The organism is Streptomyces sp. CAI-85, from assembly GCF_013363615.1.
Classification (GTDB): Bacteria; Actinomycetota; Actinomycetes; order Streptomycetales; family Streptomycetaceae; genus Streptomyces; species Streptomyces antibioticus_B.
Genome location: NZ_JAANNX010000060.1, coordinates 1 through 17,865, shown reverse-complemented (window position 1 = coordinate 17,865; position 17,865 = coordinate 1). Strand labels below are relative to the sequence as shown.

Below are 17,865 nucleotides of genomic sequence, written 5' to 3'. Positions count from 1 at the left end.
ACAGGACCTAGTTCATCCGCCCCAGGACCTCCCGCACCCGCCGCACGTCACGCAGCCGCTGTTCGTAGGTCGCCCCGACGCCGAGCAGCAGCAGTCCGGCGAGGGCGGGAGGCACCCAGCGGGGCAGCGCGTCGGCCATCTGCACCAGATACGGGGCCAGTTCGTGCAGCGCGACCAGGACCAGCACCGCACCGCCGAGCACCAGCGGCGCCTGGAGCCGGTGCCGGGCGCCCAGCAGGGTGACCAGCAGCGCCGCCGTACCGAGCAGCAGCGGACGCAGCCACTCCGGGTCGTGCTGGACGGCGGCCAGGCTCGGCAGCAGCGTCGCGGCGAGCCCGGGACCGTACGCCGCCCAGGACGAGACCGCCGGGTCGCGGTGCCGACGCAGGAAACCGACGGCCAGTGCCGGGACCGTCACCGGCAGGGTGTACGCCTCGACGAGGTCCACCTGCCAGGCCGCCAGCCGCACCCAGGTGGCCAGCACGAACAGGACGGCGGCCGCGTACCCGACGCCACGCCGGTCCGGCCGTATCGCCGTGCCCGCCGCGATCACCCCGCACAGGGCCAGCACCAGCGCGAGCAGCGGCGCGTCGAACACCGCGAGACCGATCGCGACGGCACCCGCGACGGCACCGGTGATCTCCACCGCCAACACCGTGGCGGGATCGGTGATCCGGGGCGCGAGCAGGGCCGCGGCCACCGGGACCACCAGCACCAGCAGCGCGACGTGCTCCGGCCGCCAGCCCGCCGCGGCACCCGCCGCACCGGCCAGGGCCGTGGCGTACCCGAGCGACACGGCCGCCGTCACCGGCGCGTGCCGGCCCTGCCGGGCCGCCGCCGCGAACAGCGCCGTCAGCACCGCGAGGACCGTGAGCGTCGCCGCCTCGGTCGCCAGGGACACGAAGGCGACGGCGACCGACGTCACCACGGCGAGCCACAGCGCCACAGGAGCCGTCGCGGTCCCCGCAGCCAGCAGCCCCGCCACCGCCAGACCCTGCACCGACAGGCCCACCGCGTACGGCAGTTGCAGCGCGGCCGGCAGCACGACGACCGCCGCCCAGGCCGGCGGCAGCGCCCACTGCCGCCACACACCCCCGCGCACCACCAGGACCGCCGCGACCAGGGCCAGCACCAGCGGCGCGGTCTCCGCGCCGGACGGCCAGACCCCGCCGAGCGTCGCCGCGTCGCGGGCGTCCACCGGAGTCCCCGACCACACGTCACCGATCCGCCCCAGCGGACCCAGCACGGTCGCGGCCACCGCCGGCAGCGCCGACAGCAGCGCCAGGCCCTGGACGACGGCCGAGGCCACGGCCAGACCCCCGCGCACCGCGTCCGGCACCCGCACCACGGCCAGCAGCGCGATCCCGCACACCAGCAGCGTCGGCATCAACCAGGCGTCGGAGACCGTCACCCGCAGCACCCCACCCGCACCGGCGACCAGAAGAAGACCACCGGCCGCCGCCACGACCTGCGCGGCATCGGACCGGGGGCTGGACCAGGCCGCCGCCACCGCGATCGCCGCCGCCAGCGCGAACAGCACCGCCGCACGCCCCGCACCGGCCGGCCCCGACGCCTCCAGCGCCAGCACCCCGGCCGCCAGCACACCCCAGGCACCCGAGCCGATCGCGCACACCACGGCCACCACCCGGACCGGCCGCGCGGACCCGCGCAGCGCCACCGCCACGTCGAACCCGGCCGTCAGCAGCACCCCGGCCGCCGCCGTCCACAGCCCGCCACCGGCCGCCGCCACCCACAGCGGCACCGGGAGCTGAGCCACCACCAGCGCCGCCGGACGCGGCAGCCGCAGCGCACCGAGCGCCGTACCGTACGCCGTCCACAGCAGAGCCAGCACCGTCGTGCACACCGCCAGGTACGTCGTGCCGTCCGACCCCCGGAACGCCGCCTCGTGCAGCGCGTACGCGTCCAGCACCGTCAGCGCCAGCCCGAGACCCGCGACCGCCTCGGCGGTCGACCGCAGCGAACGCCGCAGCAGCGCCACCGGCGCGGCGAGCACCGCCAGCGTGACCGCGCCCAGCACCGCGGAACGGCCCACGATCCCCAGATGTCCCCAGCTCACCAGCGTGAACACCATCGCCGCCACGGTCAGCAGAACACCGCCGAGCAGCAGCAGGACGTTCTGCACACCGGGCGCGGTGGCCTCACGCCGGGGCGCCACCGGCGCCACCGGCTGCGGCGCCGTCGCGGCGAGCGGCCGTGCCTGCTGGAGCGCCGTGATCAGCCAGGCGCGACGGGCCAGCAACTGGGCCCGCCGGGCGTCCAGTCGGCGCAGCTCGGTGTCGAGGAGCCGCAGTTCCTCGGCAGGAGGCGGAATATGCGTCATACCTGGAGTGTGGCCGCCGTCACGGCCCCCGCCATGGGTACGGGTACTCAGGGACGTACTCAAATGCCGCCCGCCCCACCCCCGTACGGGCACACTCGGCCCATGGACCGCAACCACTACCGCTTCCTCGCCCGCTGGTGGCTGCCCGCCCCGCCCGCCACCGTCTACCGCGCCCTCGAACGCGCCGAGGACTACCCCCGCTGGTGGCCCCAGATCCGCGAGGTCACCCCCACCGGCGACGGCACGGCCGGCGTCGTCCGCATCCGCTCCCTCCTGCCCTACGACATGACCTTCACCGCCCGCGAGGTACGCCGCGATCCACACGCCGGAGTGCTGGAGATCCGCATGTCCGGCGACCTCGACGGCTGGGCCCGCTGGACCCTCACCCCCGACGGCACCGGCACCCTCGCCCGCTACGAACAGGTCGTCGACGTCAACAAGCCGTTGCTCAGACGGTTCGCCGTCCCCGGACGGCCCCTGTTCCGCGCCAACCACCGCCTGATGATGCGTGCCGGACACCGCGGACTGACCGCCTACCTGCGAACGGTTTGAACCAAGCGTGCGGAGCCCTGTATGGTTCAGTGCGTTCCCGGGCGATTAGCTCAGTGGGAGAGCGCTTCGTTCACACCGAAGAGGTCACTGGTTCGAACCCAGTATCGCCCACCGGGACAGAACCGGTCCGCACACCGCGGGCCGGTTCTTCCGCATTCCGGGCCCGAACACGCCCTCAGGCCGCCGCCGGCAGCTCAGGACGCAGCGGCCACGACGTGTCCACCGTCTCCGGACTGCCACTGCGCGCGAACCACGCCTGGAGCCCCCGCGCCTGCGCCGCGTGCCACGTCGCCTGGAGAGCGTGCAGATCCGCCGGGGACAAGCGCTCAAGACGGGCCGCGAACCGCCGGCCCACCGCCCGCACCACCTCCAGCGCCGCCAGCGCGTCCGCCGCCGCGTCATGCGCGTCCGCCAACGTCACCTCGTAGTGCGCGCACAGATCCGTCAACGTACGACGGCCCTTGCGATACCGGTCCAGATGCCGGTCCAGCACCCGCGGATCCAGCACCCGCAACGGCGCCGGCTCCAGCCAGTGCCCCAGCGACGAAGCACGATGCCGGCGCAACTCCCGGTCCAGCAACGTCAGATCGAACGGCGCGTTCATCACGACCAACGGCCGCCCCGCCGCCGCCTGTTCCGCCAGCAGCTCCGCTATCTCGAACATCACCGGCGCCGGCCAGCGGCCGTTGCGCTGAAGATGCTCCTCGCTCAGCCCGTGCACCGCCGACGCCGCGGCCGGCACCGGCACCCCGGGATTCACCAGCCAACGCGTCACCCTCGGACGGACACCCGGAGCGTCCTGCACGACCAGCGCGGCCGACACGATCCGGTCGGACTCCACATCGACACCCGTCGTCTCCGTGTCGAAGCCGGCCAACGGGCCCTCGTACCAGTACGCCATACCCACACAACCCCTCGTTCACCCACGGCGGCTGACGCACCGTCTTCCGCCCGTTTGGTGATACCCGGGCTGTTTGCGCCGTACGCCGGAAGGACACAACAGGAGTACGGGTCTTTGCAGTTCAGCGGCCCGCGGCGGGACACACCCGCACACCACTCGGCCCGGATCCGGGCAACTCACTTGGCTGGGAAGGCTGTTCGTCATGGCGATAGCGCAGCCCGAGCGGGGCGGGCTGCTGCCCCGGACCACGGGCCCCCATCGCGGCACACTCGCCACCACCGCCTGCATGGAAACCCTTCAGGTCGGCTACCTCCACGCCGTCGCGGCCGCCGCCGGCTGCTCACTGTCCCAGCCCTTCCCGGACAACGGCATCGACTGGCACGTCAGCCACAGCGCCCCCGGCCACACCGTGGACGACGAGGTCACCATCAAGGTCCAGCTCAAGGCGACCTACCAGATCCCGCCCGACCCCCCGGGCCGGTTCTTCTCCTTCACGCTCGACAACGACCACCTGCGCAAACTCGCCCGCACCCCGGTCTCCGTGCACAAGATCCTCGTCGTGATGATCGTCCCCCGCTCCCAGGACCAGTGGCTGCGCGCCGGACACGACCGCCTCGACCTGCGGCACTGCTGCTACTGGATCAACCTGGCCGGCCACCCCGTCACCGGACGCACCCGCACCACCGTGCGGATCCCCACCTCACGCGTCTTCGACGACCGGGCCCTCTGCGAGATCATGACGCGGGTCGGGACGGGAGGCAGACCATGACCCACCGCCCCCTCGACGGCACCGTACGCCCCGTACGACCCCACCCCGAGACCCACTGGAACCGCCCCCCCGAGCCCGGCACCGTCGACCCCGCCGTCCTCGCCGCCCTCCTGCGCCGCCACGGCTGGCAACGCCGCGGCGGCGCCACCGGACGCTACGGCCGCTGGACCCCACCGGGCCCCGCCGCCACCGGCACCAGCCTCCTCGTCCCCGAGAGCCGCGCCTTCCCCGACAGCGACGACCTCCTCGGCGAAGCCCTCCACGCCCTCGCCCGCAGCGCCGCACCCTCCGCACGCGAGGTCCTCGTCGGACTCGCCGTACCCAGCGACGAGATCCGCTGGTGGCGCGACGTCCCCGACGGCCCCGCCGGAACCGCGCCCTGGACCGCCGACGAACAACTCCGCACCGCCGCCCGCCAGATGCTCCTCGCCGGCGCCCTCGCCACCCGCGCCCGGGCCGGCTACCACGGCGCCCGCCACCGCCGCGCCGCCACCGCCCTCCTCGGCCACGTCCTCGTCGGACCCGCCACCGACGGCCGCGGCCTCACCGCCTTCGTCCCCGCCGACCCCGGCCGCCCCCTCGCCGTACGCCTCCACCAGGCCCTGCACGCCGTCCGCGAGGCCATCGACTACCAGCGCGCCACCGGCCGCACCGACGCCTTCGACGGCGCCGTCGCCGCCGGCGCCAGCCGCGAACTGACCGAGGCGCTCGTCGCCCTCGTCCGCGGCACCGAAGGCACCCGGATCGCCGTCGCCTGGGCCCCCGCCACCGGCGTCCCCGCCGACTGCGCGGCGAACGCCGGACCCCTGGAGTTCTCACCCGGCGACCTCACCGCACTGCGCGAGGCCGGCGCCCGCTACCTCCGCGCCGAACCCTCCGTACCGGTCCGCATCACCGGCGCCGTGGTCCGCCTGCGCCGAACCGGACCACGCGGCGAGGGCAGCGTCCGGCTGAGGGTCCTCACCGGCGCCGACATCCCGTACGTCCGCGTCGCCCTCGCCGAGGAGGACTACCGCATCGCCGGACAGGCCCACCTCGTCGGACTGCCCGTGACCGTCCGCGGACGCCTGGAGAGCCGGGGCGGCTTCCGCAGACTCGGCGAGGCCGGAGAGGTCGCCCCCGTGCAGGTCGACGAGGCCGAGCGGGACCGGCTCATGAAGTCCCTCCAGGAGACCGCCGAGATCACCGCCTTCTTCGAGGAGACCTGCGGCGGAGACGACCGCCCGGACTGAGCGAAGCCCACCGGTCGCCGCTATTGATTTCGCGGTCCACGGGTGCGGGTCGGTACGATCCCCTAATGCGCGCGCTCACAGTACGGCGCCGCACCCACCAGCAGTCAGGAGAGACCGGTGTCAGACGTCCGTGTGATCATCCAACGCGATTCCGAGCGGGAAGAGCGCACGGTGACGACGGGCACTACGGCCGCCGACCTCTTCGCCGGCGAGCGCTCCATCGTCGCCGCGCGCGTGGGCGGCGAGCTGCGCGACCTGTCGTACGTGCTCTCCGACGGCGAGGAGGTCGAGGGCGTCGAGATCACCTCCGAGGACGGCCTCAACATCCTGCGCCACTCCACCGCGCACGTCCTCGCCCAGGCCGTGCAGGAGCTGTTCCCCGAGGCCAAGCTGGGCATCGGCCCGCCGGTCAAGGACGGCTTCTACTACGACTTCGACGTCGAGAAGCCCTTCCACCCCGATGACCTCAAGGCCATCGAGAAGAAGATGCAGGAGATCCAGAAGCGCGGCCAGAAGTTCGCCCGCCGCGTCGTCACGGACGAGGAGGCCCGCGCCGAGCTGGCCGACGAGCCGTACAAGCTGGAACTGATCGGCCTCAAGGGCTCCGCCTCCCACGACGACGGCGCGGACGTCGAGGTCGGCGCCGGCGAGCTGACGATCTACGACAACCTCGACGCCAAGACCGGCGAGCTGTGCTGGAAGGACCTCTGCCGCGGCCCCCACCTGCCGTCCACCCGTCTGATCCCGGCGTTCAAGCTGATGCGCAACGCGGCCGCCTACTGGCGCGGCAGCGAGAAAAATCCGATGCTCCAGCGCATCTACGGGACCGCCTGGCCGTCCAAGGACGAGCTGAAGGCGTACCTCGACTTCCTCGCCGAGGCCGAGAAGCGCGACCACCGCAAGCTGGGCTCCGAGCTGGACCTCTTCTCCATCCCGGAGCAGATCGGCTCCGGCCTCGCCGTCTTCCACCCCAAGGGCGGGATCATCCGCCGGGTCATGGAGGACTACTCGCGCCGCAGGCACGAGGAGGAAGGCTATGAGTTCGTCTACACCCCGCACGCGACGAAGGGGAAGCTCTTCGAGACGTCCGGGCACCTGGACTGGTACGCCGACGGCATGTACCCGCCCATGCAGCTCGACGAGGGCGTGGACTACTACCTCAAGCCCATGAACTGCCCGATGCACAACCTGATCTTCGACGCGCGCGGCCGCTCGTACCGTGAACTGCCGCTGCGCCTCTTCGAGTTCGGGACCGTGTACCGGTACGAGAAGTCGGGCGTGGTGCACGGTCTGACCCGTGCGCGCGGCTTCACCCAGGACGACGCGCACATCTACTGCACCCGCGAGCAGATGTCCGAGGAACTGGACAAGACGCTCACCTTCGTCCTCGGTCTGCTGCGGGACTACGGCCTGGAGGACTTCTACCTGGAGCTGTCCACGAAGGACCCGGAGAAGTTCGTGGGCTCCGACGAGGCGTGGGAAGAGGCGACCGAGACGCTTCGCCAGGTCGCCGAGAAGCAGGGTCTGCCGCTCGTGCCCGACCCGGGCGGCGCCGCGTTCTACGGCCCGAAGATCTCCGTGCAGGCCAAGGACGCGATCGGCCGTACCTGGCAGATGTCGACCATCCAGCTCGACTTCAACCTGCCCGAGCGCTTCGACCTGGAGTACACCGGCCCGGACGGCTCCAAGCAGCGCCCGGTCATGATCCACCGCGCGCTGTTCGGCTCCATCGAGCGGTTCTTCGCGGTGCTGCTTGAGCACTACGCGGGCGCGTTCCCGGCGTGGCTGGCGCCGGTGCAGGCGCTCGGCATCCCGATCGGCGACGGGCACGTGGAGTACCTGGAGAAGTTCGCCGCCGCCGCGAAGAAGCAGGGGCTGCGGGTCGAGGTCGACTCGTCCTCGGACCGGATGCAGAAAAAGATCAGGAACGCCCAGAAGCAGAAGGTGCCCTTCATGGTCATCGCGGGCGACGAGGACATGGCGGGCGGCTCGGTGTCCTTCCGCTACCGCGACGGTTCGCAGGAGAACGGCATCCCGTTCGACGAGGCCATCGCCAAGATCGCCAAGGTCGTCGAGGAGCGGGCGCAGGTCTGATCCGGCGGCCTGATCCGGCTGTACGACGGGGCCCCCGGGGAGTTCATCTCCCCGGGGGCCTTTCGTCGCCCTCGCGGGAGAAGATCTGGAGGAGCCAGGAGGAGAAGGAGCCGGTGACCGCGCCCAGCAATGCCAGGCCGCACGCCATCATGCCGACCGCGATCACGCGGCCCTTCGTCGTCACCGGTACGACATCGCCGTAGCCGACGGTCGCGAGCGTGGCGCAGGTCCACCACAGGGAGTCGCCGAAGGTGCGGATGCTGGCCCCGGGGGCGTAGCGCTCCTGCTGGTAGACGGCGAGGGCGCCGGAGAAGCCGAGCAGCGCGGTCGCCATGCCGGCGTAGGTGACCACGCGCGCGTACAGGGGGAGCAGGGGCCGTCCGTGGCGGCGTTCCATGGCCTCGTACGCCTTGACGATCCGGAGGGGGCGCAGCAGGGGCAGGAGGAGCACGAGGGTGTCGAGCCAGTGGGAGCGTACGAAGCTGGGTCCGCGTCCGCTGAAGCGCCAGCGCACGGCGTAGTCGACGGCGAACGCGGCCCAGGCGCCGTAGAGGGTGCCGAGGCAGATGTCGTGCCAGATCTCGGGCATGCCGGGGGCGAGGACGTGGACGGCGTACGCGGCGAGGTAGAGCGTCGAGGCGGCGGCGAGCGGCAGCTCGACGTGGTCCTCCCAGCGGGTGGTGCGTGCGTTGACGTCCATCGGGCCAGCTTCGCCCGGTGGGTGTCGGGCGTGGCCCCGGCGACACGCCGCGAACGGGCGAAGCAATATGCTGCCTTGCATGACGAGTGAGCCGGAACAGCAGATCGGAGTGGGGACGCAGGACGCGTTCCAGCGCCTGTGGACGCCCCACCGGATGGCGTACATCCAGGGCGAGAACAAGCCGACCGGTCCGGGGGCCGGCGACGGCTGTCCGTTCTGCTCGATCCCGGCGAAATCGGACGAGGACGGTCTGATCGTCCGGCGTGGGGAGCATGTGTACGCGGTGCTGAACCTGTACCCGTACAACGGTGGTCATCTGATGACGGTGCCGTACCGGCATGTGGCGGACTACACGGATCTGACCGGTCCGGAGACGGCCGAGCTGGCGGAGCTGACGAAGCAGGCGATGACGGCGCTGCGGGCCGCGTCGGGGGCGCAGGGGTTCAACATCGGGATGAATCAGGGCGGGGTGGCGGGTGCGGGGATCGCCGCGCATCTGCACCAGCACATCGTGCCCCGCTGGGGCGGGGACACGAACTTCATGCCGGTGGTGGGGCACACGCGTGTGCTGCCGCAGTTGCTGGCGGACACGCGCAAGATGCTGGCGGACGCCTGGGACGCCGGTTCCTGAGGACGGTGCCGGGCGGTCTAGGCGTCGTACGTGTCGGCCTTCTTCGGTGAGACGTCCTGGACCGCCCCGCTGAGCGCGGACGCGCGGGTGCTGAACTTGTCGGTGTCGACGTCGTGCTCCTTGAGCACGCGGAGCGCGGCGCGGTGGACGGCGCGCAGGACCGGGGTGGCGGCGCGCAGGGCGTCGTCGGCCATGAAGCGGTGGCGCCAGGGCTGGTCGGCCCAGGCGTGCCGCAGGCCGAAGGGTTCGGGCAGTCCGATGGAGCCGCCGAGCCACTTGAGGAGCGGCGGGTACCAACTGATGGTGGCGCGGGCGGCGAGGCGTACGACCTCGTCGGGGGTGACGAGGGGGAGCTTGACCGTCCGGGTCTCCCAGAAGCGGACGGTCTTGGCGACCTCCTTGGTGGGGGCCTCGGGCTTGCCGCTGAACAGGCCGTTGACGGGGCCGAGGGCGTGGCCGGTGACCTCGATGCGCAGGGTCTCCTTGAGGACCGTGACGGTGATCATGAGGGTGAGGATGAGGTCGCCGTTCCACAGGTGGGGCCACTGGACGCCGAGGTAGTGGCGGTCGCCGCCGTCGAACTGCTGGTTGTTGCAGATGTCCTCCACGGCCCGGGGCTTGACCTGGTACGCCTCGACGTCGGTGCCCTCGGGGCGGGCGACGGCCTTGGCGTTCTCGCCGACGTGGGTGACGATCCAGTGCCGTACGGTCGGGGCGGGGAAGCCGCCGGTCTTGAGGCGCTGGCGGTGCAGGACGCTCAGTTCGTCGTGGATGGCGCGGACGACGGTCCAGCTCCGGAATTCATGGATGCCCTTGACCTCGTCGACGGGGACGAGTTCCTCGGCGAGGTGCCAGGAGCCCCAGCGGGTGCCCATGCCGAGTATGCCCTTGGGGCCCGCGTAGAAGACGGAGTTGGACTGCTGTTCGGCGCTGAGCCGGGCCAGGGACTGGCGGAGCTGTTCGGCGGCGGCCTGGTCGGGGCTGGTGGGCACGGCCTCGGGGACCTTGGCGCCGATGCTGCCGCCGGAGAGCAGGCCGCCCCAGCGTTCGCGCAGGTCCTGTGCGGTGCCTTCGCAGACGCGTTTGGCGAGGAACCAGCCGGCGACGGGGGCGACGACGCAGCCGCGCGCGTACCAGCCGACGGGGCCGGTGAAGGGCATCTTGACCAGGAAGAGCACGGCGAGGGCGCCCACGGCGACGAGGAGGCCGGTGCCGAGGCCGGAGATCCGCTTGTTGTCCGTCCTGCCCATGGTGGCGCGCAGTTGGAAGACGAGCAGCCAGACCACGAGTCCGGGCAGGAAGAGCACGCCGCACAGCAGCATCAGGCCGGTGAGCTTCTTGTCGCGTTCGCGGCGGATGCGGTTGGCGGCGAGGCAGTGTTCGACGACGACCTGCGGTTCGCTGCCGAAGGACTGGATGAGGGGGCTGCGGCCGACGCCCAGCATGCGGTCGATGACCGCCTGGGAGTACGCCTCGCCGAAGTTGGGCCGGAAGATCTTGGCCCAGGGGCGGCCGTCCTTGACCGTCGACTGGTGCCATTCGTTGTCGGCCTTCTTGATCTCCTCCATCGGGGTGTCCCGGTAGGCCGCCGAGGCCAGGGCGTACGTCGGGGCCTGCCCCTCGCCGCCCGTCCGGGGCACCTGTGGCCCGAAGAAGTCCCCTACGGTCATTCCCGCCCCCACTCGCCGCCGTCCCGCTTCTGCGGCCTTCCCGACTTCCGTACCGCGCACACCTGTTGATCAGGTCATCAGCGTATCTTCCGCCGGGCGCGGCCGTCGGCGGACGGCCGGAGCCGTCCGCCGATTCGGAGGAGCACCTTCCTCACAGGTCACTTGCGTGTGTTTTCACCCCAACCGTCAGCCGGCCTGGGCCTGTTGGCGTATCTTCTCCGCGACCTGCGGGGGCATCGGTTCATGGCGGGCGTAGGCCCGCTGGAAGCGGGCGGTGCCGTGGGAGAGCGACCGCAGGTCGACCGCGTAGCGGCCGATCTCGATCTCGGGCACCTCGGCGCGTACCAGCGTGCGCCCGCCGGGTGTCTGTTCGGTGCCGAGGACGCGGCCGCGCCGGCCGGACAGATCGCTCATGACGGCGCCCACGTAGTCGTCGCCGACCAGCACGCTCACCTCGGCCACGGGTTCCAGGAGGTGGATCCGGGCGTCGCCGGCCGCCTCGCGCAGCGCGAGCGCGCCGGCCGTCTGGAAGGCGGCGTCGGAGGAGTCCACCGAGTGGGCCTTGCCGTCGAGCAGGGTGACCCGCACGTCGACCAGCGGATGGCCGCCCACCAGTCCCTTCGCCGCCTGTGCGCGGACGCCCTTCTCGACGGAGGGGATGAACTGGCGCGGCACGGCGCCGCCGACGACCTTGTCCACGAACTCGATGCCCGAGCCGCCGGGCAGGGGTTCGACCTCGATCTCGCAGATCGCGAACTGGCCGTGTCCGCCGGACTGTTTGACGTGCCGGCCGCGTCCGGCCGACTTGTCCGCGAAGGTCTCGCGCAGGGACACCTTGTGGGGGACGACGTCGACCTGGACGCCGTAGCGGGAGCGCAGCCGTTCCAGGGCGACGTCCGCGTGGGCCTCGCCGAGGCACCACAGGACGACCTGGTGGGTGTGCGGGTTCTGCTCCAGGCGCATGGTCGGGTCCTCGGCGACCAGCCGGGACAGTCCCTGCGAGAGCTTGTCCTCGTCGGCCTTGCTGTGGGCCTCGATGGCGAGCGGCAGCAGCGGGTCGGGCATCTGCCAGGGCTCCATGAGGAGGGGGTCGTCCTTGGCGGAGAGCGTGTCGCCGGTCTCGGCGCGGCCGAGTTTCGCCACGCACGCGAGGTCTCCCGCGATGCAGTGGCTGAGGGCCCGCTGCTGTTTGCCGAAGGGGGCGGAGAGGGCGCCGACGCGTTCGTCCACGTCGTGGTCCTCGTGGCCCCGGTCGGCCAGGCCGTGTCCGGAGACATGGACGGTGTCGTCGGCGCGCAGGGTCCCGGAGAAGACCCGGACGAGGGAGACACGGCCCACGTAGGGGTCGGAGGAGGTCTTCACGACCTCGGCGACCAGCGGTCCGTCGGGATCGCACCGTTTCAGCTCGCGCGGCTCGCCGTCGATCGTGGTGACCTGGGGTGCCTCGCGGGCCAGGGGGGTGGGGAAGCCCCGGGTGACGAGTTCCAGCAGCTCGACCGTGCCGATGCCCTGGCGGGCGCCGTCGGCGGCGGGGGCGGCGGCGAGGACGGGGAAGAACGCGCCGCGTTCGACGGCCCGCTCCAGGTCGTCGATGAGTGTCTTGACGTCGACCTGCTCACCGCCGAGATAGCGGTCCATGAGGGTCTCGTCCTCGCTCTCGGCGATGATCCCCTCGATCAGCCGGTTGCGCGCCTCCTCCAGGGCCGGCACCTGGTCCTCGCCCGGCTCGGACTCCTCGCGGCTGCCGGAGGAGTAGTCGAACAGCTTGCGCGACAGCAGCCCGGTCAGCCCGGTCACGGGCGCGTGCCCGTCGGGGGCCTGCGGTCCGTGCAGCGGCAGATACAGGGGGAGGACGGCGTCCGGGTCGTCGCCGCCGAACTCCTCGGCGCAGATCCGGGTCATCTCCTCGAAGTCCGCGCGCGCGGACTCCAGGTGTGTGACGACGATGGCGCGGGGCATGCCGACCGCCGCGCACTCCTCCCAGACCATGCGGGTGGAGCCGTCCACGCCGTCCGAGGCCGAGACGACGAAAAGGGCCGCGTCCGCCGCTCGCAGACCGGCCCTGAGTTCTCCGACGAAGTCGGCGTATCCGGGGGTGTCCAGAAGGTTGACCTTGATGCCGTCCCATTCGACGGGCACCAGGGAGAGCTGTACCGAGCGCTGCTGCCGGTGTTCGATGTCGTCGTAGTCCGAGACCGTGCCGCCGTCCTCCACGCGGCCCGCCCGGTTCACGGCTCCCGCGGTCAGCGCGAGAGCCTCCACCAAGGTCGTCTTGCCCGATCCGGAGTGGCCGACCAGCACCACATTCCGTACGGACGTGGGATGGTCGGCCGCTGTAGCCCTGCCGGCGGCTCCGGGGTGTGTGTGCGCCTTGTCGCCCATTTCCTTGCCTCCCGTGCACGGTGAGGTCACTGGGGGCGCGGGCACGGCGGCCCCGCGTGCGATGGCGGCTCCGGCGACGCCCGCGGTCCTTCGAGCTTTCCACTCCCGTCACCGCCCGTCCATACGGCGGACGGCGCGGTGCGTGGCGGCGCTGGTGGGGGCGGTGCGGGGGAGGGCTTGCGGTGAGGTGCGTGCGGCTCGGCGGGGCGGTGTGCGTGGCTCCGGCGGGCCGGGGCCGCGACCGTGCCGTGACCCGGATGCCGCGTGGCCGTGACACCTGGGGCGGGTGCCCGCCCGTCGCACACACGCGCGCGTGGCTACGATGGGCCAGCCGGTGGCCAGTGGGGCCGCGCGGCCCACCGACCCTCGGGAAGGCCATGCTGAACAAGTACGCGCGTGCGTTCTTCACGCGTGTTCTCACGCCGTTCGCCTCGTTTCTGATCAGGCGGGGGGTCAGCCCCGACACGGTCACCCTGATCGGCACCGCCGGTGTGGTCGCGGGAGCGCTGGTCTTCTTCCCCCAAGGGGAGTTCTTCTGGGGCACGATCGTGATCACGCTGTTCGTGTTCTCCGACCTGGTCGACGGCAACATGGCCCGCCAGCTCGGCCGCTCCAGCCGGTGGGGCGCGTTCCTGGACTCCACGCTCGACCGGGTCGCCGACGGGGCGATCTTCGCCGGGTTCGCGCTCTGGTACGCGGGCGGCGGTGACGACATCGCGCTGTGCGCCGTCTCGATCTTCTGTCTGGCCAGCGGTCAGGTGGTGTCGTACACCAAGGCGCGCGGCGAGTCGATCGGGCTGCCGGTCGCCGTCAACGGTCTGGTGGAGCGCGCGGAGCGCCTGGTGATCTCGCTGGTCGCGGCGGGCCTCGCGGGGCTGCACGCGTTCGGTGTGCCGGGCATCCAGTATCTGCTGCCGGTCGCGCTGTGGATCGTGGCCGTGGGCAGCCTGGTCACGCTGGTCCAGCGGGTCGTCACGGTGCGGCGCGAGTCGGCCGAGGCCGAGGCGGAAGCCGCGGAAGCGGCGGAGGAGACCTCGGGGGAGGCGCAGCCGGGCGCCGGGAGCAACGGGGCCGCCCGGACCTCCGAGAACGCGTCCCGGGGGAGCGAGGCGGCCAAGTGAGCGCCCAGGAGCGGCTGACCGACGCGCTGTACGGACTCGGCTGGGGTGCCGTCAAGAAGCTGCCCGAGCCGGTCGCCGTCCGCCTCGGCCGGTCGATCGCGGACCTCGCGTGGAAGAAGCGCGGCAAGGGCGTGCGGCGGCTGGAGAGCAACTACGCGCGCGTGGTGCCGGGCGCGAGCGCCGAGCGGCTGGCCGAGCTGTCCCGCGCGGGCATGCGGTCGTACCTGCGCTACTGGATGGAGTCCTTCCGGCTGCCCGCGTGGAGCGAGGAGCGGATCAGGACCGGCTTCGAGCCCGCGGACGTCCACCACCTGACCGACGGCATCGCCTCCGACCGGGGTGTCATCCTCGCGCTGCCCCACATGGCGAACTGGGACCTGGCCGGCGCCTGGGTCACCACCGAACTGAAGACGCCGTTCACCACGGTCGCCGAACGCCTCAAGCCGGAGACGCTGTACGACCGTTTCGTCGCCTACCGCGAGGGCCTCGGCATGGAGGTGCTACCGCACAACGGCGGCTCCGCCTTCGGCACCCTGGCGCGGCGGCTGCGTGACGGCGGGCTGGTCTGTCTGGTCGCCGAGCGCGATCTGTCCGCCTCGGGCGTCGAGGTGACGTTCTTCGGCGACACGGCGACCATGCCCGCTGGGCCCGCCCTGCTGGCCCAGCAGACCGGCGCGCTGCTGCTGCCGGTCACCCTCTGGTACGACGACTCGCCCGTCATGCGGGGCCGCGTCCATCCCCCGATCGAGGTACCCGGCTCAGGTACCCGGGCCGAGAAGACGTCTGTGATGACACAGGCGCTGGCGGACGCCTTCGCCTCGGGCATCGCCGACCATCCGGAGGACTGGCACATGCTTCAGCGGTTGTGGGTCTCGGACCTCGATCCCACCAAGGGGCCCGCGTGAGGATCGGCATCGTCTGTCCGTACTCCTGGGACGTGCCGGGCGGCGTCCAGTTCCACATCCGTGACCTCGCCGAGTACTTCATCCGGCTCGGCCACGAGGTGTCCGTGCTCGCCCCGGCGGACGACGACACCCCGCTGCCGCCGTACGTCGTCTCGGCCGGGCGTGCGGTCCCGGTGCCGTACAACGGCTCGGTGGCCCGGCTGAACTTCGGCTTCCTCAGCGCCGCGCGCGTGCGACGCTGGCTGCACGACGGCTCCTTCGACGTCGTGCACATCCACGAGCCGACGTCGCCCTCGCTGGGCCTTCTGACCTGCTGGGCGGCGCAGGGGCCGATCGTGGCCACCTTCCACACCTCCAACCCGCGTTCGCGCGCGATGATCGCCGCGTACTCGATCCTCCAGGCCGCCCTGGAGAAGATCAGCGCGCGGATCGCCGTGAGCGAGTACGCCCGCCGCACCCTGGTCGAGCATCTCGGCGGGGACGCGGTCGTCATCCCCAACGGCGTCGACGTCGACTTCTTCGCGAAGGCCGAGCCCAAGGCCGAGTGGCAGGGCGAGACGCTCGGGTTCGTCGGCCGGATCGACGAGCCCCGCAAGGGCCTGCCGGTGCTGATGAAGGCCCTGCCGAGGATCTTCGCCGAGCGGCCGGAGGCCCGGCTGCTGGTCGCCGGGCGCGGTGACGCCGAGGAGGCGGTTGCCGGGCTGCCGAAGGAACTGCGCTCGCGCGTGGAGTTCCTCGGCATGGTCAGCGACGAGGACAAGGCCCGCTTCCTGCGCAGCGTCGACCTGTACGTCGCCCCCAACACCGGCGGCGAGAGCTTCGGCATCATCCTCGTGGAGGCCATGTCGGCCGGGGCTCCGGTGCTCGCCTCCGACCTCGACGCCTTCGCCCAGGTCCTCGACCAGGGCGCCGCGGGCGAACTCTTCGCCAACGAGGACGCGGACGCCCTCGCCGAGGCGGCGATCCGCCTCCTCGCCGACCCGGACCGCCGCGAGGAACTCCGCGCGCGGGGCAGCGCCCACGTCCGCCGCTTCGACTGGTCGACGGTCGGCGCGGACATCCTGTCGGTCTACGAAACGGTCACGGCGGGAGCGGCGGCGGTCGCGGCGACGGACGACGACCGGGGGTCGCTCCGGTCACGGCTGGGGCTGGCACGGGACTGAGGCGACAGGGGGCGCGTGGTGGCTGCTGCGCGGGAGTTTGCCCGGCTCGGCTGGATGTGGGTGCGGTGGTCGGGTGCCGGCCGGGGCGTGGTGGTCCGGCGCGGCCCGGCCGCTTGAGCGCAAGGACGCTCCGGCCTGTTCCGCGCGGGTGCGGCGACCTGGCGGCCGTCCGCCTGAGGACCGGCGCCCCGGTGCTGCCCGTTGCGCGTGAATGCGGCGGTTCTGTCCAGGTCCGGTCGGCTCTGCTCGGTCGAGCCGCTCCGCACCGCTGAGGCGTGCCTGCCCGGCCTGCGTGGCCCACTCCTTCGCCCGGGCGTGCTTCTTCGGCTGGGCCGGTCGGCCCGCACAGCCCAGCCCGTCGGACCTGTGCGGCTCGGCCGGGAGGTCACGCTGCCCCTGCGGCCCCCGGCCCGAGCGGGACTCCACCGCACTGCCCGACCCGGCACCGTCCTGGCGGACATGAGCCCCTGCCGGATCCGACCCCATCTGACCCGACCCGGTCCGGCCCCGAGCGGAGCGGTCGGGCACCGGTAGCCTTGCCGTCCGTGACCGGAACCCTCATCTGGGCCCTTGTCGTGCTTGTCGCGATCGGGCTGTATCTGAGCTGGACGGCGGGGCGGCTGGATCGGCTGCACGCCCGGATCGACGCCACGCGTGCCGCGCTGGACGCGCAACTGCTGCGCCGGGCGTCCGTGGCGCAGGAACTGGCCACCTCCGGGGTGCTCGATCCGGCCGCCTCGATCGTGCTGTACGAGGCCGCGCACGCCGCACGGCAGAGCGAGGAGGAGCAGCGCGAGGTCGCCGAGAGCGATCTGAGCCAGGCCCTGCGGGCGGTCTTCGCGGACGCGGCCCAGGTGGACGCCGTACGCGAGGCACCCGGGGGAGAGGCGGCGACCGGTGAACTCACCGAGGCGGTACGCCGCGTGCCGATGGCCCGGCGGTTCCACAACGACGCCGTCGGCGCGGCCCGGCGGCTGCGCGCGCACCGCAAGGTCCGCTGGTTCCGGCTGGCCGGCCACGCGCCGTTCCCGATGGCCTTCGAGATGGACGACGAGCCCCCGCCGGCCCTCGTCGAGCGCGCGGCCTGAAACCGGGGCACCGGAGCCAAAAGGATCCACCGGCTTTGCATTGGCCCTTGCAGTGGACTGCTTCGCTGGCGTTTCCTCGGTTTTTGCAGAAACTCACCTTCACTTCAGCGAGGTCAACCCGTGTCCAGCATCGAGAACCAGGCCCCCGAGATCGGCACCGCCCGTGTGAAGCGCGGCATGGCCGAGCAGCTCAAGGGCGGCGTGATCATGGACGTCGTGACGCCTGAGCAGGCGAAGATCGCCGAGGACGCGGGCGCCGTCGCCGTCATGGCCCTGGAGCGGGTCCCGGCCGACATCCGCAAGGACGGCGGCGTGG

General features: G+C 72.2%; 14 protein-coding genes, 1 tRNA gene and 1 pseudogene. 11 read left to right on the top strand and 5 right to left on the bottom strand.

Going from position 1 to position 17,865, the window contains the following annotated elements:
* Positions 1 to 7 precede the first annotated feature (7 nt).
* Entirely contained in the window at positions 8 to 2,341 is a 2,334-nt protein-coding gene (locus G6W55_RS31785; RefSeq protein WP_175524170.1) for an SCO7613 C-terminal domain-containing membrane protein, read from the bottom strand.
* A 102-nt stretch (positions 2,342 to 2,443) separates the two neighbouring features.
* On the opposite strand from G6W55_RS31785, the gene G6W55_RS31780 reads away from it, so the two are divergent.
* Positions 2,444 to 2,893, top strand: coding sequence for an SRPBCC family protein (locus tag G6W55_RS31780; protein WP_175524169.1), 450 nt, complete (start codon positions 2,444 to 2,446; stop codon positions 2,891 to 2,893).
* A 39-nt stretch (positions 2,894 to 2,932) separates the two neighbouring features.
* Positions 2,933 to 3,004 (top strand) — tRNA-Val (locus tag G6W55_RS31775).
* A 64-nt stretch (positions 3,005 to 3,068) separates the two neighbouring features.
* On the opposite strand, the gene G6W55_RS31770 is transcribed toward G6W55_RS31775, so the two are convergent.
* Positions 3,069 to 3,794: a 3'-5' exonuclease gene (locus G6W55_RS31770; protein WP_175524168.1), complete on the bottom strand. Its 726-nt coding sequence runs from the start codon at positions 3,792 to 3,794 to the stop codon at positions 3,069 to 3,071.
* A 202-nt stretch (positions 3,795 to 3,996) separates the two neighbouring features.
* Between G6W55_RS31770 and G6W55_RS31765 the strand changes: the two genes are divergently transcribed.
* The 3 genes from G6W55_RS31765 to thrS all read left to right on the top strand — a co-directional run bounded on the left by G6W55_RS31765 (position 3,997) and on the right by thrS (position 7,889).
* Complete coding sequence (locus tag G6W55_RS31765; protein ID WP_175524167.1) at positions 3,997 to 4,563, top strand: DUF4365 domain-containing protein; 567 nt, start codon at positions 3,997 to 3,999, stop codon at positions 4,561 to 4,563.
* Positions 4,560 to 5,795 (top strand): hypothetical protein, encoded by a 1,236-nt coding sequence (locus G6W55_RS31760; protein ID WP_175524166.1) that lies wholly within the window; start codon positions 4,560 to 4,562, stop codon positions 5,793 to 5,795. The genes G6W55_RS31765 and G6W55_RS31760 overlap by 4 nt, the downstream gene beginning before the upstream one ends.
* 117 nt (positions 5,796 to 5,912) lie before the next feature.
* Complete coding sequence (gene thrS, locus G6W55_RS31755; RefSeq protein WP_175524165.1) at positions 5,913 to 7,889, top strand: threonine--tRNA ligase; 1,977 nt, start codon at positions 5,913 to 5,915, stop codon at positions 7,887 to 7,889.
* 43 nt (positions 7,890 to 7,932) lie between these two features.
* Here the strand turns inward: thrS and G6W55_RS31750 are convergent, their stop codons facing one another.
* Positions 7,933 to 8,589: a potassium channel family protein gene (locus tag G6W55_RS31750; RefSeq protein WP_175524164.1), complete on the bottom strand. Its 657-nt coding sequence runs from the start codon at positions 8,587 to 8,589 to the stop codon at positions 7,933 to 7,935.
* A 67-nt stretch (positions 8,590 to 8,656) separates the two neighbouring features.
* On the opposite strand from G6W55_RS31750, the gene G6W55_RS31745 reads away from it, so the two are divergent.
* Positions 8,657 to 9,220: an HIT domain-containing protein gene (locus tag G6W55_RS31745; RefSeq protein WP_078632879.1), complete on the top strand. Its 564-nt coding sequence runs from the start codon at positions 8,657 to 8,659 to the stop codon at positions 9,218 to 9,220.
* A gap of 17 nt (positions 9,221 to 9,237) precedes the next feature.
* Here the strand turns inward: G6W55_RS31745 and G6W55_RS31740 are convergent, their stop codons facing one another.
* Entirely contained in the window at positions 9,238 to 10,890 is a 1,653-nt protein-coding gene (locus tag G6W55_RS31740; protein WP_175524163.1) for a hypothetical protein, read from the bottom strand.
* 186 nt (positions 10,891 to 11,076) lie between these two features.
* Entirely contained in the window at positions 11,077 to 13,272 is a 2,196-nt protein-coding gene (locus G6W55_RS31735) for an elongation factor G-like protein EF-G2 (RefSeq protein ID WP_175524162.1), read from the bottom strand.
* A gap of 377 nt (positions 13,273 to 13,649) precedes the next feature.
* On the opposite strand from G6W55_RS31735, the gene pgsA reads away from it, so the two are divergent.
* The 5 genes and pseudogenes from pgsA to G6W55_RS39040 all read left to right on the top strand — a co-directional run.
* Positions 13,650 to 14,393 (top strand): phosphatidylinositol phosphate synthase, encoded by a 744-nt coding sequence (gene pgsA / locus G6W55_RS31730; RefSeq protein ID WP_175524161.1) that lies wholly within the window; start codon positions 13,650 to 13,652, stop codon positions 14,391 to 14,393.
* On the top strand, positions 14,390 to 15,298 hold the full coding sequence (locus G6W55_RS31725) for a phosphatidylinositol mannoside acyltransferase (RefSeq protein WP_175524160.1): 909 nt from the start codon (positions 14,390 to 14,392) through the stop codon (positions 15,296 to 15,298). The genes pgsA and G6W55_RS31725 overlap by 4 nt, the downstream gene beginning before the upstream one ends.
* Entirely contained in the window at positions 15,295 to 16,461 is a 1,167-nt protein-coding gene (locus G6W55_RS31720; RefSeq protein WP_175524159.1) for a glycosyltransferase family 4 protein, read from the top strand. Before G6W55_RS31725 ends, G6W55_RS31720 begins: the two co-directional genes overlap by 4 nt.
* A 545-nt stretch (positions 16,462 to 17,006) precedes the next feature.
* Positions 17,007 to 17,549, top strand: a complete 543-nt coding sequence (locus tag G6W55_RS31715) for a hypothetical protein (RefSeq protein ID WP_175524158.1) — start codon at positions 17,007 to 17,009, stop codon at positions 17,547 to 17,549.
* Between the two features lie 177 nt (positions 17,550 to 17,726).
* Positions 17,727 to 17,865, top strand: a pseudogene (locus tag G6W55_RS39040) (pyridoxal 5'-phosphate synthase lyase subunit PdxS); the annotation flags it as partial.